The sequence below is a fragment of the Veillonellaceae bacterium genome, assembly GCA_012523975.1.
Taxonomy (GTDB): Bacteria; Bacillota; Negativicutes; order JAAYSF01; family JAAYSF01; genus JAAYSF01.
Window position 1 is genome coordinate 38,815 of record JAAYSF010000040.1, and the last position, 16,211, is coordinate 55,025.

Sequence of the window (16,211 nt, forward strand, 5' to 3'; positions counted from 1 at the left end):
GCAACATGCAACAAGGTTTGGTATGGCAGGGCCATTCTTTGCAAGACGAAAGATTGCAATATGACCCCAAAAAATATGAATAGAAAAAACTATATGTTTTTACGAAGAGTCAAGGTGTTATTGCCTATGACAAATTTTCTTTAGGAGATTGTCCTACGACAACATAAGAAACCTCACGTTGCATGCCATAATATTTTAGCAGTAGCGCAACGATAAAATTGAAGACAAAACAGCCGGCAAAGAAATACAAGGTAAGCGTATAGCCGCTGGTTGATTCCCGCAGCCATGATACGAGAAATGGTCCTGCAACACCGGCCAGTCCCCAGGCAGTCAGAATCCTGCCATGAATAGCACTCAGTTTCCTGGTGCCAAAAATATCGCTAAGATATGCCGGCATACAAGAAAAGCCGCCTCCATAGCAAGTAATGATTAGCAGCACCAGTGTTTCGAAAAAAATGGCTTCTGTTGTTGCAGCCAGTTTCCAAAACGCAAGAGCTTCCAACAAAAAGAAAAGTGCATATGTGTAACCGCGACCAATATAATCTGAAAACGTTGACCAAAAGATACGTCCGGCACCGTTAAACAGGCCGATGATGCCAACCAGAGAAGCCGCTGCCATCGGGCTCATGCCGATTACTTCCTGTGCCATTGGCGAGGCCACAGCCAAAAGACCAATGCCACAAGTTATATTTACGAAAAAAATAAACCACAAAGCACTGAATTGCCATGTTTTCAATGCCTCATTCTCGGTATAACCGTGCTGTATATCAGGACTTTGCTGCTTTGCATTATTATATTCTTCAGTTGGAGGTTTTAAATAAAGCGCGGATAATCCCATAACAATTATATATACGGTTCCGAGAATTAGAAAGTTTTCTACCAATCCATAGGATGCTGTTAAACGTTGCATCAAAGGTCCTGCAATCAGGCTGGCAAAACCGAAGCCCATAATGGCAAGTCCTGTTGCAAACCCCCGGTGCCTTGGAAAATATTTAACCAGTGTTGAAACTGGTGTAATATACCCGATTCCCAAACCGATTCCGCCAATTACACCATAAAACAAATATAATAGTAGCAAACTATGCAAATGCAGAGCCAGTGCTGTGCCAAACATCCCAGCTCCCCAAAATAAAGCTGCAAATAACCCGCTCTTTTTGGGACCGTATTTTTCTACACAACTTCCCAATAAACCTGCTGATAAGCCTAAAAATAAAATAGCCAGTGAAAATGTCCAAGTAGTTTCTTTCAAAGAAAAGCCCATGGTTTCCATAATCGGACGAACCAGTACACTCCAAGCATAAACACTACCGATACTGATATGAATTCCCACAGCAGCAAGAGCAATAAGCCAGCGATTTCTCATAAAAATCATCCCTTCTAAAAATAAAACTAAGAGATTTGCCAAAACGCAAAAAACCATCTGGGCATCATCTCTTTGCCCAGACGGTCGGCTTATTTGAACTCTGCAGTACACGTGGTCATTTCCACTTAATCCGTCAGTCCTGCACAGTCTATGAACTTTTAATATAGCTATTATAACAATCGATCAGAATGGTGTCAATGCTGTTATTTACATGTATGTGTTTTGGAGATGGAGCGGTCATTTTCGGCCTATATTGTAGCTCAATACAAGCCCCATAAAAGCAAGTGCAATGAGTCTGACATTGATAATGACTTGAATCGGCAGTTTCGAAAGGAAACGCCACTAGAAGCTGTCGTAAGGTTAATGTACTTAAGGTGCTTCATTTTTTCGTGAGTGTTTTGTGCTAAAGTGGCTCACTTATATATTAGCGTGTATACTTGACTTACCACAATATGTAAATTATAATAAAAGAAACTAACGAATAACGATTATCCGTTATCGATTATATAACGTATGTAAACCCATCACCAAGCAAATCCTAAACAGTAGCAAAAAAACGAGGTGATACTAATGTCTACCAAGCACGTTAACCACCTAGCCAACGAAAAGAGTCCATACCTACTTCAACACGCCCACAACCCAATAGACTGGTATCCCTGGGGCGAAGAAGCTTTTGCCAAAGCCAAGGCTGAAGACAAGCCGATATTTTTAAGTATCGGCTATAGTACTTGCCACTGGTGCCATGTAATGGAGAGGGAGTCCTTTGAGGATGAAGCGGTAGCAGAGATTCTAAATCGACATTTTGTGTCGATAAAGGTTGATCGCGAGGAACGGCCGGATGTTGATCATATTTATATGGAGGTGTGCCAAGCGCTGACGAGATCGGGCGGTTGGCCGTTAACTATTATTATGACGCCGGATAAAAAACCCTTTTTTGCGGGAACTTATTTTCCGAAAACCAGTAAGTACGGGCGTCCGGGGCTCATCGATTTACTTAAAGCTATAAGCCAGCGATGGCAGGAAAAGCGAGAAGATTTAATTGGTTTTAGCGATGAGATCGTCGAACTGCTTCAGCACCAGGAAAAAGCGTCGGTCGATGCTACGTTGTCAAAAGGCTTGCTTGATACTGCGTTTGAACAGCTTGAACGGGACTTTGATCCACGATATGGAGGCTTTTCTAAGGCGCCTAAGTTCCCTACGCCGCATAATATGCTCTTTCTATTAAGGTACTGGAAACATAATAATAATGCTAAGGCCCTAGAAATGGTTGAAAAAACTCTTACTGCTATGCGGAAGGGCGGAATATACGATCATCTTGGTTATGGATTTTCCCGGTATTCGACAGACGATAAATGGCTGGTGCCGCATTTTGAAAAAATGCTCTATGATAATGCCCTGCTATGCCATGTCTATCTCGAAGCTTATCAATGCACCGGCAATAAGGACTACGCTAAGGTAGCCGAGCAAATACTTACTTATGTTATGCGCGATATGACCAATGCCGAAGGTGGTTTTTATTCAGCGGAAGACGCTGACTCCGAAGGTGAGGAAGGTAAATTTTATGTATTTACCAGGCAGCAGATTTTAGATTTACTAGGCGAAAAAGACGGAACACTCTTCGCTGATTTTTACGATATAACACCACAAGGCAATTTTGAACATGGTTCAAGTATTCTAAATTATGTTGACAATGATATCGAGTCTTACGCTGCCAGAGTAGGTCTTGAAGCAGTGGATTTAACCAGAAAGCTAGAAGAGTGCAGTGCTAAGCTGTATCGGTATCGGGATAAACGGGTCCACCCGTATAAGGATGACAAAGTATTAACGGTTTGGAATGCCTTAATGATTTCAGCTTTTGCCAAAGCAGCTCGAGTTTTGGATGGTGCCTGTTATGCCGAGTATGCTGAACGGGCTTTTAAGTTTATTAAAAATAAGCTTATCAGCAAGGACTGTAGGCTGCTGGCGCGCTATCGCGATGGCGAAGCAGCGCACTTAGCATATTTAGACGATTATGCATTTCTATTATGGGCCTTAATAGAGCTATACGAGACAATCTACTCGCCGCTATATATAAAATGGGCCCAAGATGTTTGCCAAGAGATGCAGAGGTTGTTTTGGGACGAGAAAAACGGTGGTTTTTTCTTCTACGGCATAGACGGTGAACAGCTTTTGACAAGACCAAAAGAAATTTATGATGGAGCAATTCCGTCAGGCAATTCAGTGGCTGCTTTTGCTTTGCTAAGGCTAGCAAACATTACCGGCAAAGGTCAGTTTCAAAGTTTGGCAGAAAGGTTATTGCAGACTTTTGCCGGACAGGTGGAAAAAATTCCACGGGCGCATACTTTTTACCTTATAGCGTTAGACTATCATTTGTCGGCACAGCGCAAGATTGTTATAGCAGGAACGGGCGCTTCTAAAGACGTCTGGAATATGCTATCTGCTGCAGGTAAGCGCTTTTTGCCTAATACAGTAACAGTTTTTAATGATACAAGCCAAGCTGATATTATGCGAAAGGTGATACCGGAGGTCGTGGATCAATTACCGGTTAACGGTCAGACCGCGGCTTATATTTGTGAAAACTTTACTTGCCGGCCGCCTATAATCGGTATCGAGAACTTTATAAAGCAAATCAATAAGATTTAAAACGGATATTATTGAACAATAGTTATTATTATGGTAATATTATCCTGAATTAAATTAGTTAATAATAAGGAGGGACAATAAATGATTAATCAAAAAATGCAAGATGCCATCAACAGCCAAATCCAGGCAGAATTTTATTCCGCGTATCTTTATCTTTCAATGTCAGCATATTGCGAAAGCAAAAGTCTGAAAGGTTTTGCCAATTGGTTAAACGTGCAATATCAGGAAGAAAATTCACATGCAATGATGCTACTGAATTATCTTCTTGAACGCGGCGGTAAGGTTCGCCTTGATACCATTGATGCTCCGCCTTCCGAATTTGGCACTATAACCGAACTTTTTGAAAAAGTTCTTACGCATGAACAGCATGTTACTAGTTTAATTAATAAATTGTATGAAACCGCCGTTAGTGAAAAAGATTTCGCAGCGCAAATCTTCCTCCAGTGGTTTATAAATGAACAGGTTGAAGAAGAAGCGAGCGTTGGAGAAGTACTGGACAAACTTTCGGTAATTGGTGAAAAAACAGTAGACATTTTATATTTAGATAAAGAACTAAGTGTCAGAACTTTTGTCCCGCCTACAGCCGGGAGCAATGCATAGATGTAAAATAGCAACAGCCAGCACCTGTAAAAGGGCGCTGGCTGTTTTGCAAAGAAGGTCTTTTAAGGTTAATCCGCGTTTTGATGGGCACGGCCATTTTCTGCGGCCATTGCATTCTCAGCTCTTTTAATAGCTTCCCGGACTAAGAGGCCGGCTTCACGGGTTGTTACATCGCCCCAGTCGCCATCATCCAATTTCTCACTAAAACCTAAGTCTTTGGCTATTTCATATTTTAGTTTGTCAGACATGATGCCTTTTCGACTGCTCATACCAGCCACCTCCTATAGTTACTTAAGTATATTATTTGTTGTTCCGACAAATATTAATACGTTAATTTATGTCATAGCTTCGGTATATGATTTAGGGTAGATATTGCTAAGATTATTATTAGCAGCAGATGTTTTAATATTAGCTGAAAAGTTTGACAGTAAGTTAGTTGTCATCTTTATCAAAGAGATATTGACTCGGTGATGTAAAGTTGTGTAAAATACAATTAAAAGCCCCTCCCCCGGGGGTGTGAGGAGTGATGTTGTGAGAGTTGTAATTATTGGCGGGGTTGCAGCAGGTTTAAAAGCGGCAGCTAAGATTCGGCGCGGTAATCAAACGGCACAAATCACAGTTATTGAGAAAGGCAAACTTATTTCCTATGGGGCCTGTGGAATGCCGTACTATGTCGGCGGCGATATCGATGATGTAAGACAATTAATGATGACACCGAGTGGAAATGTCCGTAATGCGGAGTTTTTTAAGAAGGTAAAAGATATTGATGTTAAAACTGAGACGTTGGCTACCCATATTGATCGCGTAGCCAAAACGGTAACAGTTAAAAATTTGGTAACAAACGAAGAGTCAATTTTGCCCTATGACAAGCTAGTTATTGCTACAGGCGCCAGTCCGGTCAAACCAAAGCTGCCGGGAATAGAGCTTGCGAATATCTATCAAATGTGGCATCCGCTAGATGCTGAGGCAGTAAGACAAGGACTTGAGCGCGGTAAGTTCAACAGTGGCGTCATAATTGGGGCTGGTCTTGTCGGTATGGAAATGGCTGAGGCACTGCGGAATTGGGGTATTGATGTAACAGTAATTGAGATGAAGGACCAAGTATTTCCGGCCTTTCTTGATCCTGAAGTCGCAGCTGCTGTAGCCAAATACGCAAATGAACACGGTATTAATATCCTCACAGGCGAAAAGGTCATTAAGTTTAATGGTGACAGTTGCGTCAGCGAGGTTGTTACCGATAAGCGAACAATAGCTGCAGATCTTGTCATACTGTCAATAGGTGTTAAGCCAAATGTCGAACTGGCTCGGCAAGCGGGCTTAGCTATCGGCGAAACCGGTGCAATCAGTGTTAATGAGTACCTCGAAACAAGTGATAGCGATATTTATGCTGGCGGCGACTGTGTTGAGAATACCAATTTAGTATCCGGCCGGAAGGTGTTTGCTCCGATGGGGTCTACTGCCAATAAGCATGGGCGGATAATCGGTGAGAATATTTGCGGTACTAGAGTTAAGTTCCGTGGCGTGCTTAATACTGTAGCTGTTAAGTTAATTGATCTTAATGTGGGTAAAGTTGGCTTAACTGAGCGTGAAGTCAAGCAGCTAGGTTATGAGTACGTAACCGTTACAACCTCAGGTCATGATAAACCGCATTATATGCCTGACGTCAAGTCCCTTTCCATCAAACTAATCGTTGAGACTAAAACGCGTCGAATTTTAGGCGCCCAGGCTTTTGGCGAAGGTGATGTTACCAAGCGGATTGATGTTATTGCAACAGTATTAACACTTGGTGGGACTATTGATGATCTTTTTGCTATCGATCTTTCCTATGCGCCGCCTTACAACGGTCCAATTGATAATGCAGCCATTGCAGCAAACGTTGTAATGAATAAAATTGCCGGAAAAATGATCGGTATATCTGCGCTGGACGCCAAAAAGCAGATGGACGCCGGTGACGCAATATTCTTAGATGTCCGATCACCGGAAGAGATGAAAAAAATTAGGATTTCAGAGTGCCGCGGCCTGAAAAATATTCCGCTTGGTCAGTTGCGAAGCCGTTCAGGCGAGATTGATAAGGACCATGAAGTTATCGCGATATGTAAGATAGGTCTTAGAGGCTATGAGGCTTCTATCATTTTACAAGGACAAGGTTTCGAGAATGTAAAAGTTCTCGAAGGCGGAATAACTGCATGGCCGTTTAAGTGTGACGCCGATTAATCTCGGCGTCCTTTTAATTTTTCCTATGAAGGAGTTTATAATTTCCGGAGAGAAGATAGCCTAGTTTTGATTATTGGGCAATTAGGAGAGATAAGCATGCCGTTTACTGAGTTTATAAAAATAGCAGAAACAACTCATAGTTTAAATAAGAGTCAGTTGGTTGACTTACTTAAAAGCAATGATTATGACCACGAAATAGTTGCTGCGGCTGATCGTGTAAGGCAAAAATATGTTGGTGATGATGTTCATTTGCGAGGATTAATTGAGTTTTCGAATATTTGTCGGCAAAATTGCTGTTACTGTGGATTGCGGTCTGAAAACAGCAGTGTTATAAGGTATCGAATGTACTGCGATGAAATCCTTGAATTGGCTAATAGAGCTAAAGATTATGGGTATAAGACAATTGTTCTCCAGTCAGGCGAGGACAGCTTTTATACTACCAGTAAGCTTATTGATATCATCAGCGGTATTAAGAAGCTTGATATAGCGCTGACTTTAAGCCTTGGCGAAAAGTCATATGAGCAATTCCGAGCTTATAAGGAAGCCGGTGCAGACCGATATTTACTGCGGATTGAGACTACTGACAGCAGATTGTATCAAAAGTTGCATCCGCGGATGAGTTTCGAGAATCGGATAAAATGCCTATATAATCTTAAAGAGTTGGGCTATGAAGTGGGAACAGGCTGTTTAGTAGGTCTACCTGGACAAACGTTTGAATCCTTAGCGGATGACATTTTGTTTTTTAAAGAGCTTGACGCTGACATGATTGGCCTTGGGCCATTTATTCCTCATCATAGCACTCCGCTAAAAGATGAAACCGGGGGAACTTTTGCTATGGCAATAAAGGTTATGGCTCTGGTCAGACTGCTTCTGCCCGACAGTAACATTCCGGCAACAACGGCTATGGAAACGCTTAATATCAACGGGCGGATTATTGCCTTAAAAAGCGGGGCAAATGTTGTTATGCCGAACGTAACGGAAGGCGACTATCGTAAACTATATGAACTTTACCCGGGTAAAATATGTGTTAATGACACTCCTGCTCAGTGTCGGAGCTGTATTACCGGCAAAATTACTGGTATCGGAAGGCAAGTTGCTCAGGATCAAGGCTTTAGGAAACGACGCAATATCAATTAAAGCTATTTACCCATCTGCTTTTGCACATACTACTGGCAAACAGCGGACAAGAGGGTGAAAAAATGAGGTTTGTGCCCAAACGTGCTTTTTTTGAGTCTCAGGCACTGGAATATCCTTTGGGGCAGAAGATTCAAAGACAGCTTGTGGACATGGGAATTCCAATCGCTATAACAGGTTCGCACAATCGCGTCACAGGAATTCCAGGCAAGACACCGCAGGAGGCCTATCGTGAGGCTAAGCGTACACTTGTGGTAGGAGTGCGGCGAGGTAAAGACTTCGCCGGCTGCAAGCCGTCGGCTAATTATCAGCTTCCGCTTAATACAAGTTGTCCAGGTATGTGCGAATATTGCTATCTGGCAACAACCCTAGGGAAGAAACCTTATCTTCGTGTATATGTCAATATTGAGCAGGTGCTTGAACGAGCCTATAAATATATTATAGAAAAAAGTCCGGAGATTACTATATTCGAAGGGGCTGCAACTTCAGATCCGCTCCCCACTGAATACTTAACAGGGCTCTTACGGACAACAATTGAATTTTTTGGCAAGCAGGAATTAGGACGCTTTCGCTTTGTAACCAAGTTTACTGATGTGGATTCACTCTTAACTGCAAACCATAATGGGCATACACGATTTCGTTTCAGCCTTAATGCTAGTTCAGTTATATCCAGTTATGAGCATAATACTCCTAGTATACAAGAGCGGGTCAGAGCAGCAGTCAAGGCTGCTCAGGCTGGTTACCCGCTTGGGTTTATTATTGCACCGATTTTTTATTTTCCTAACTGGCAAGATGAATATGATCAGTTACTTGCCGAACTAAATGAACAATTACCCTCCCGAAGTCGTAAGGGTTTAACATTTGAACTGATTACTCATCGTTTTACTAGGCGTGCCAAAAGTAATATCCTTGCTTTATATCCCAAAACAACTCTGCCCATGGTCGAGAAAGACCGTAAATTCAAATATGGGCAGTTTGGGTATGGTAAATATGTCTACGAACGCGAAACGATGGAGGAAATAAAGCCATTTATGCAAAAACGACTAAATTTGTATTTCCCAGAGGCTAAAATTGAATATTTTGTTTAAGTTTATCGATTAATAGTACGAATATATATAAGGGGGGATGCTAGCCCCCCTTTTCACAGCGGTTTATATTGTGTTTAATGTGCTTATTTTTTCTCCTTAGTCAACACTGGCTTGCTTTGTATCGGCCTACTCTCATTAAGAATAACCGTTGGCACAGCTATCTTAACTTCGTAGGCGGTATCAAACTCTGTTTTGAGGATGTCGGGTATACTTGGCGGCAGATATTTGTCGCGGTATTTCTGGAAAAGTTCTAATATCCGCGCGGACGAATTAGTTTGCTTATTATAAATATCGGGATAAACTTTAAGATACAGTCCGTCTGGCTTCTCAACCAACAGCATAGTTTCATATTTTATATAAACCGGAGTGCCGATATCAACTAATTCGAAGAGTTTGCGGGCATCGGCGTCCTGCATTCTAATACAACCGCCTGATACAGGATAACATATGTCCCAGCCTTTGTTTGTGCCATGAATTCCGTAATTCTTTTTAAATTCCATCCAGCGCGTACCAAGAGGATTGTCAGGTCCGGGAGGTACGGGGGTGTGGTCGGTGAATTTGTCACCTGGTATCCAAGTTGGATCTTTTTCTTTATGGAAGATGTGAAAAGTACCGATAGGCGTCTGTTCATAGGGGGTCCCAACGGCGATATTAAATTGTTCAATAATTTTACCGCTATCCCCATCAATAAGCTCTAAACTGTAAGCCGGGATGTTTATATGTATTTCCTGCTGGGCTAAACATGTTCCCATGCAGGCATAAACAAATAGGACAAGGAACAACAAAATACGCATACTTATGTGCACCTCTCTAAAAACATAGTTTTCGGCGATTATTTTGAAATTTTTAGAAATAGGATAAGGTGTTTCTATTGAGTGTTTATTTTGGATGCACGTGCAAAAAAAGAATATTTGTTAATTATTCTGTCGTTCTCTGTCATTGGTATGTCTGAAAAATAATGGCATAAAAAAGCCGGAATCTGTTAGATCTAACAAATTCCGCGCAAATAGGAATATAAAACGTTTTTTACAAATTATTTCCCGGAAAATACTTTAAAGATTAAAAGGTTTAAAAGTAAGGAAAAGTTTAATTATAGACAAATTATATTAAAAAATGATAAAATTTTAACAAATCATATTATTATGTTAATAAATTGCAATTATGGGATTGGGGGACCTGATTTTGGAAAAATCAACAGTAATTGGGGTTACACTGGGGATTTTGGCAGTTACCGTAGGAATGGTGCTAAAAGGAGCTAGTTTGTCAGTACTTTTAAACCCAGCTGCATTCATGATTATTATAGTTGGTACAGCTGCTTGTCTGTTTAATGGGTTTCCAATGGAAAACCTTAAAAGGTTTCCGAGTCTAATAAAGCAATTATTTAGGCAAAAACAAATGATGACCAAGGCTGAACTGGTTCCGCTATTCGTTGGCTTGTCCCAGACGGCAAGGCGTGAAGGCATACTAGCGCTGGAAAGTCGGGTTGATGAAATTAGCGACCCATTCTTACGGAATGGGCTGACAATGGTAATAGATGGTCTTGACCCGGATTTTGTCGGCGATGTGCTTGATGCAGAAATTCATAATATGGAAGAACGCCACCGTAACGGCGCGCTAATCTTTTCACAGGCAGGTACATATGCTCCTACGCTTGGTGTTTTAGGCGCCGTAGTAGGTTTGATTGGCGCTTTGGGCAATCTTAACGATATTGAGAAACTTGGCCATTCCATTGCTGCGGCCTTTGTTGCTACCTTGCTTGGTATTTTTACCGGTTATGTTATATGGCATCCTTTTGCCAACAAGCTTAAAATTATCTCAAAAAAAGAAGCCGAGTTAATGAGGATGATGATTGAAGGGGTTCTTTCCCTGCAGGCTGGTGATTCTCCAACTGCTATCGAAGCAAAATTGATAGCATTTATCCCGCAACATGAACGGACTGACCTTAAACCCAAAACGGAGGAGTCATAATGGCAAGGAGAAAGCGTCCTACGGAGCACCAAGAAGAGCATATGGACGAGACTTGGCTTGTACCATATTCTGATATATTGACTCTTTTGTTAGCACTATTTATTGTGCTTTTTGCCTCGGCGCAGGTTGACCAAAAAAAATTTGAACAAATGGCCCAAGCGTTTAGCTCCGCCTTTAATAACGGAAGCCCATATATACTTGAGGGCAACAGAAATCCTGTCAGTGGTCAGCCGGCACCGATGCCTATGACTAGCGGCGAAGGTAAAGACCAGGCTTACCTTCAAGAAACTTCCCAATTGATACAAGTTAAGCAGACTCTTGATAAGTATATTCAGGAAAACAATCTTGCAGGTGATCTTCAGACAGTTTTGACTGAAGAGGGCTTAATGATTCGGATAAAAGATACCGCATTATTTCCCTCGGGCAGTGCGGAACTATTGCCTGAATCTAAACGATTTGGGGCAGTCATTGCTAAAATGCTTACCCCACTTCAGCAGAAGATTATAATTTCCGGGCATACCGATAACGTGCCTATAAGTACATGGGAGTTCCCTTCAAACTGGGAGTTAAGTTCTAAACGGGCGCTAAACTTCATGAAGTATCTGCTGGCCCAAGAAGATCTCCAGCCTCAGCGTTTCAGTGCTATTGGTCATGGCGAATACCGGCCGGTGATGAGTAATGACACAAGCGAGGGTCGGGCTAAGAATCGTCGGGTTGAAGTACTTATTCAGCGGACATACAAGAGTTACCATCCAAACATCATTGCGCAATGAAAATGTAACCTTGCCTAACGGCAAGGTTTTTTGTATGTGGTAATCTAGAATATTGATTTTCTGATCGAGCCGACTGGCGTACAAATACCAATACTGTTAGAATAGTATTAGGATATTATGGTATGAGGTGCATACAGTGATTGTTGGGGTAGGAATAGATATAATTGAAATCGGCCGTATTCATAAGGCTATTAAGCGGCCGGCTTTTGTTAAAAGAGTCTTCACCGTGACGGAACAAAAATATTGTGACAGCCGGGGAGTTCACACTGCAGCCTCCTACGCCGCGCGGTTCGCTGGCAAAGAGGCAGTATTGAAAGCCTTCGGAACAGGCCTTTCAGGCGGCAGCCTGCAGGATATTGAAATCATCAATGATACGCTTGGCTGCCCTAATGTAATCCTGAGCGGTTATTATGCTGACTTGGCTAGGAAAATGGGTGTAAAAAAAGTACATATATCGCTGACACATTCGCGGGAGTACGCGGCTGCTCAGGCGGTATTATGGGGAGGCGAAGAAAGTGAAAACAGCAACTGCCGCAGAAATGCGGAAAATTGACCAAATAGCAATCGAAACATTCGGTATTCCCGGGGCAGTCTTAATGGAGAATGCCGGAGCAGAAACAGCGCGGCAAATAGCGGCGGCTTTGGGCGCGGTAGATAATAAAATGATCTGTATTTTTGCCGGAAAAGGGAATAATGGCGGTGATGGCTTTGTTGCGGCCCGACATTTGTATAATCAAGGTGCTAAAATAAAAGTTTGTTTATTGGGGACTAAAGAAGTCGTAACCGGTGATGCCAGGCTGAATTTGGATATTATAATCAGAATGGGTATCAATGTTATAGAACTCTCCGACAACCGTGATTGGGAAAAGGCAAAAATTGCTGCAACTTTCGCGGATTGTTTGGTTGATGCGCTGCTTGGAACAGGTTTCACCGGTGAGGTGACCGGTGAAATGGCGCGGGTAGTTGACATAATTAACAAATCTGGTAAGTTGATAATCGCTATAGATATCCCTACTGGAGTAGATGCCGATACCGGTCAAATCCGGGGTACGGCAGTCAAGGCAGATTATACCGTTGCTTTAGGGCTTGCTAAACCAGGATTGTTAATATATCCTGGGGCTCAGTATGTAGGTAAACTTAGTGTTGCAGATATTGGTATTCCGTTTAAGCTTTTGGTAGATGATAGTATCAAGCAGAATATTGTGACTACCGGTAGCATTAAAGCAATTGTTGGCAGCAGAGAGCCTGACGCACATAAGGGAACAACGGGTAAAGCTATCGTTATTGCAGGCTCACAAGGTATGACCGGAGCTGCTGCCCTGACAGCTACGGCTGTGGTGAGGGCAGGGGCCGGATTAGTGACATTAGGAATTGCCGAAAGTCTTCATGATATTATGGAGGTTAAGCTTACTGAGGTAATGACCAGACCGCTTCCGGAGTCGGTTGGTGGAATAATTGGGCGTAAAGCTTTGCCACATATCGAGGAGATGGCCGCAAAAAGCAATGTGTTAGCTATTGGGCCGGGTTTAGGACGCAATGATGAAACAATGGCTGTTGTCCGCGAAATAATAAAAAGTGCTGAATGTCCTCTGGTTATTGATGCTGATGCGTTGAATGCTTTGGTTGGCTACACCGATCTTCTTAATCATACTAAGGCCCTGCCGGTAGTAACGCCGCATCCAGGAGAGATGGCAAGACTTATGGGCCTGACGGTAAAAGATGTCAGCAAGGATCGGGTGGGTATTGCCCGTCAGGCAGCAGGATTATGGGGGGCGATTGTCGTATTAAAAGGAGCGAGGACAATTGTTGCTTATCCTGATGGCGAGGTGTATATAAATACTACCGGCAATCCAGGCATGGCAACAGGTGGGACAGGAGATGTTCTCACCGGAGTGATAGCAGGACTTATAGCCCAAGGCTTAACTACGCATGCGGCAGCTGTTGCCGGGGTGCATATTCACGGATTAGCAGGCGATATTGCGGCGGCGGGCGGTACAATAGGACTTATTGCCAGTGATGTTGTTGCAGCGATGCCGGCTGCTATAAGCGGAATACAAGGTGTTTAGTATATAAAAAAATTGACATTGGTATATAAAAGTAGCTATAATATAACATGTATAGAAGCATGTTGCTGTTGGCGGGGGTGAAGGCGTGGCAGAATTAAAGCGTATTATGATTAGTATCCCTAATAGCTTGTTGCAAGAAGTAGATGGTATTATTGCCATGGAAAAACTTAGCCGCAGCCAATTTGTACGGGATGCAATGCGTTTGTACATCGAAGACCGCAAACGTAAAGCAGTACGCGACATGATGCGAAAAGGATATCAAGAAATGGCCGTTATTAATTTAGCGTTAGCTGAAGAAGGTTTATTGTTGGACTCAGATTTGTTTGAAATGCCCACCTTGTTGGCGGAGCGTGAATGATACATGATCGTTAAGCGTGGGGATATTTATTATGCTAATTTAAGTCCGGTAGTAGGATCGGAACAGGGTGGTCATCGTCCGGTTTTAATACTTCAAAATGATGTTGGAAATAAATATAGTCCAACGGTAATTGTGGGGGCTATCACTTCGCAAATTTCCAAGGCAAAATTGCCCACCCATGTCGAACTCAACGCTAAAGAGCATAATTTGGAGAAAGACTCAGTTGTCCTCTTAGAACAGCTTCGGACTATAGATAAACGTCGTCTGAAAGAAAAAGTTACCCACTTGGGAGACGAAATAATGACCAAGGTTGATGATGCAGTTAAAGTTAGCTTGGGTCTTATTCAAATTTAATTTTAGCATTATAAATAGGCGGGTCACTGCCTATTTTTAGTTTGAAAATTTATTCAAGACTGCAAAAGAAAAAAGCTGTGGCAATGAGAGGACTCAGCATAAGCCGAGTCTTTTCTTGTCTAATTAAGAATATAAATATATACATATACAGTAATTTGGGGGTGGATTATGAAAATCTGGCGAAAGTGGCACTATTCAGTGCTGGCATTAGTATTGTTGCTATCTTTTCTTACTATAGGCTGTTCAGCGCCTTCAGCCAATCAAGAAAGAGCTACTCAGGATGTCAGTCAGCCGCCGCTGAAGATTCAAGTAATTGATGTCGGTCAAGGTGATGCTATCTTAATTCGTACTAAACAGGAAGTTATACTGGTAGACAGTGGTGACACGTCGACCAGGGGCAAACTGGTAAAATACATACAAAGTCAAGGTATAAAAACAATTGACAAAGTTATAATAACGCATCCTCATGCAGACCATCTCGGCGGCATGCCGGGCGTTCTGAATAACTTTACCGTTAAGCAAATCTATGACAGCGGACTTACTACGACAACTTCGCTCTACCGTCAATATTTGACGACTGTCGAGAAGAAAGATATACCATTTACTGTTGTTGTTCCTGGTAATCAAATAGATATTGGTGATGGTATTAAACTTAAGGTTTTGGCTCCGGAGAAACCTTTCATAACTAATTCAGAATTAAATAATAACTCTATTGTAGTGAAATTAGTTTATGGTAGCTTCTCAATGCTGCTGACTGGGGACGCTGAGCGTGAAAGTGAAAAGCGTCTTCTTAAAGCCTATGGTGATGAACTCAAAAGTACTATCCTCAAAGCTCCGCATCATGGCAGCAGTACATCTTCGATAAGCTCGTTTTTAAAAAGAGTGGCGCCTGAAGCAATAATAATTTCGGTTGGTCAGAATAATGATTATCACCATCCACATCCGAGTGTAATGAAGAGATACAACGATCTTAAAACAAAATTATACCGGACTGACACTGACGGTACGGTTACAATAACGAGTGATGGTCAAACTTATAACATCGTTAAGGAGAAATAAAATGAAAGTAAAAGTAGTAATAGACCGATTCGAAGAGCATAATGCGGTACTTCTTATTGGTGAGGAAGAAATCGCTACAAACTGGCCGAGAACTGCTTTGCCGGAAGGTGCTGAAGAAGGCGATATTTTACAAGTAAATATTGCAATTGACGGCGAGGCAACCCGATTGGCCCGCAGCGAAGCCGAGAGCTTGCTCCGCAAAATTCTGCAAAAAAATCAGGAAGATTAGCTTCCTGATTTTTTTTTTTGCAAATATTGCATATTTCAGACTTATGTCCTGCAGGATTTGTCTTTTTCCAGTCGAATCACAGAAATGAGTCGAATTATCGCAAAAAAAGAGACTTGGCTTGACTAAAGGGGGGGCTTCATGCATCGGATAATTTTAAGTATCGTCACCATTCTACTGTTTTTGCCGCAGTTGGTGTTTGCAGCGCCCACTATTGACAGTGAAATGCCCCAACCGTTGCCTGCAGTGCAACTCCCTTCACTCGAAAGCGAAAAACGGTTGGCTAAAGCACTGGTTGATGCTAAAGCACCGGCTAATGCTAAAGCACTGGTTAATGCTAAAGCATCGGTTAATGCTAAAGCATC

At 42.2% G+C, this 16,211-nt stretch carries 17 protein-coding genes; 14 read left to right on the forward strand and 3 right to left on the reverse strand.

Annotated features, from left to right (window positions below; translation table 11 throughout):
• Positions 1–124: 124 nt before the first annotated feature.
• Positions 125–1,363 carry an OFA family MFS transporter gene (locus tag GX348_05385; GenBank protein NLP41622.1) on the reverse strand — a complete coding sequence of 413 codons (1,239 nt, stop codon included), beginning with the start codon at positions 1,361–1,363 and terminating at the stop codon, positions 125–127.
• A 570-nt stretch (positions 1,364–1,933) separates the two neighbouring features.
• On the opposite strand from GX348_05385, the gene GX348_05390 reads away from it, so the two are divergent.
• Together GX348_05390 and GX348_05395 are read left to right on the forward strand one after the other, a co-directional pair.
• Complete coding sequence (locus tag GX348_05390; protein ID NLP41623.1) at positions 1,934–4,006, forward strand: thioredoxin domain-containing protein; 2,073 nt, start codon at positions 1,934–1,936, stop codon at positions 4,004–4,006.
• Positions 4,007–4,087: 81 nt separating this feature from the next.
• On the forward strand, positions 4,088–4,606 hold the full coding sequence (locus tag GX348_05395; protein ID NLP41624.1) for a ferritin: 519 nt from the start codon (positions 4,088–4,090) through the stop codon (positions 4,604–4,606).
• A 68-nt stretch (positions 4,607–4,674) separates the two neighbouring features.
• On the opposite strand, the gene GX348_05400 is transcribed toward GX348_05395, so the two are convergent.
• A complete protein-coding gene (locus GX348_05400) occupies positions 4,675–4,875 on the reverse strand; it encodes a small, acid-soluble spore protein, alpha/beta type (protein ID NLP41625.1) in 201 nt (66 codons plus the stop codon).
• 247 nt (positions 4,876–5,122) lie between these two features.
• On the opposite strand from GX348_05400, the gene GX348_05405 reads away from it, so the two are divergent.
• The 3 genes from GX348_05405 (at position 5,123) to splB (ending at position 9,042) form a co-directional block, all read left to right on the forward strand.
• Complete coding sequence (locus GX348_05405) at positions 5,123–6,820, forward strand: FAD-dependent oxidoreductase (GenBank protein NLP41626.1); 1,698 nt, start codon at positions 5,123–5,125, stop codon at positions 6,818–6,820.
• A 96-nt stretch (positions 6,821–6,916) separates the two neighbouring features.
• Positions 6,917–7,957 (forward strand): [FeFe] hydrogenase H-cluster radical SAM maturase HydE, encoded by a 1,041-nt coding sequence (gene hydE, locus GX348_05410; protein NLP41627.1) that lies wholly within the window; start codon positions 6,917–6,919, stop codon positions 7,955–7,957.
• 62 nt (positions 7,958–8,019) lie between these two features.
• Positions 8,020–9,042 carry a spore photoproduct lyase gene (gene splB, locus GX348_05415; GenBank protein ID NLP41628.1) on the forward strand — a complete coding sequence of 341 codons (1,023 nt, stop codon included), beginning with the start codon at positions 8,020–8,022 and terminating at the stop codon, positions 9,040–9,042.
• Between the two features lie 83 nt (positions 9,043–9,125).
• Here the strand turns inward: splB and GX348_05420 are convergent, their stop codons facing one another.
• Complete coding sequence (locus GX348_05420) at positions 9,126–9,836, reverse strand: L,D-transpeptidase (GenBank protein NLP41629.1); 711 nt, start codon at positions 9,834–9,836, stop codon at positions 9,126–9,128.
• Between the two features lie 367 nt (positions 9,837–10,203).
• Here GX348_05420 and motA point away from each other — a divergent pair, with 367 nt between their 5' ends.
• The 9 genes from motA to GX348_05465 all read left to right on the forward strand — a co-directional run.
• Positions 10,204–11,010 carry a flagellar motor stator protein MotA gene (motA, locus tag GX348_05425; protein ID NLP41630.1) on the forward strand — a complete coding sequence of 269 codons (807 nt, stop codon included), beginning with the start codon at positions 10,204–10,206 and terminating at the stop codon, positions 11,008–11,010.
• Positions 11,010–11,783, forward strand: a complete 774-nt coding sequence (locus GX348_05430; protein NLP41631.1) for an OmpA family protein — start codon at positions 11,010–11,012, stop codon at positions 11,781–11,783. The genes motA and GX348_05430 overlap by 1 nt, the downstream gene beginning before the upstream one ends.
• Before the next feature lie 136 nt (positions 11,784–11,919).
• On the forward strand, positions 11,920–12,336 hold the full coding sequence (acpS, locus tag GX348_05435) for a holo-ACP synthase (protein ID NLP41632.1): 417 nt from the start codon (positions 11,920–11,922) through the stop codon (positions 12,334–12,336).
• Positions 12,299–13,849, forward strand: coding sequence for an NAD(P)H-hydrate dehydratase (locus GX348_05440; GenBank protein ID NLP41633.1), 1,551 nt, complete (start codon positions 12,299–12,301; stop codon positions 13,847–13,849). Before acpS ends, GX348_05440 begins: the two co-directional genes overlap by 38 nt.
• An 85-nt stretch (positions 13,850–13,934) precedes the next feature.
• Positions 13,935–14,207 (forward strand): ribbon-helix-helix protein, CopG family, encoded by a 273-nt coding sequence (locus GX348_05445; protein NLP41634.1) that lies wholly within the window; start codon positions 13,935–13,937, stop codon positions 14,205–14,207.
• A 3-nt stretch (positions 14,208–14,210) separates the two neighbouring features.
• Positions 14,211–14,561 (forward strand): type II toxin-antitoxin system PemK/MazF family toxin, encoded by a 351-nt coding sequence (locus tag GX348_05450; GenBank protein NLP41635.1) that lies wholly within the window; start codon positions 14,211–14,213, stop codon positions 14,559–14,561.
• A gap of 174 nt (positions 14,562–14,735) precedes the next feature.
• Positions 14,736–15,620 carry an MBL fold metallo-hydrolase gene (locus GX348_05455; protein ID NLP41636.1) on the forward strand — a complete coding sequence of 295 codons (885 nt, stop codon included), beginning with the start codon at positions 14,736–14,738 and terminating at the stop codon, positions 15,618–15,620.
• Between the two features lies 1 nt (position 15,621).
• Positions 15,622–15,849, forward strand: a complete 228-nt coding sequence (locus tag GX348_05460; protein NLP41637.1) for a DUF3006 domain-containing protein — start codon at positions 15,622–15,624, stop codon at positions 15,847–15,849.
• 138 nt (positions 15,850–15,987) lie between these two features.
• Positions 15,988–16,211 (forward strand): hypothetical protein (locus tag GX348_05465; GenBank protein ID NLP41638.1); only part of this gene is annotated, 224 nt, incomplete at its 3' end.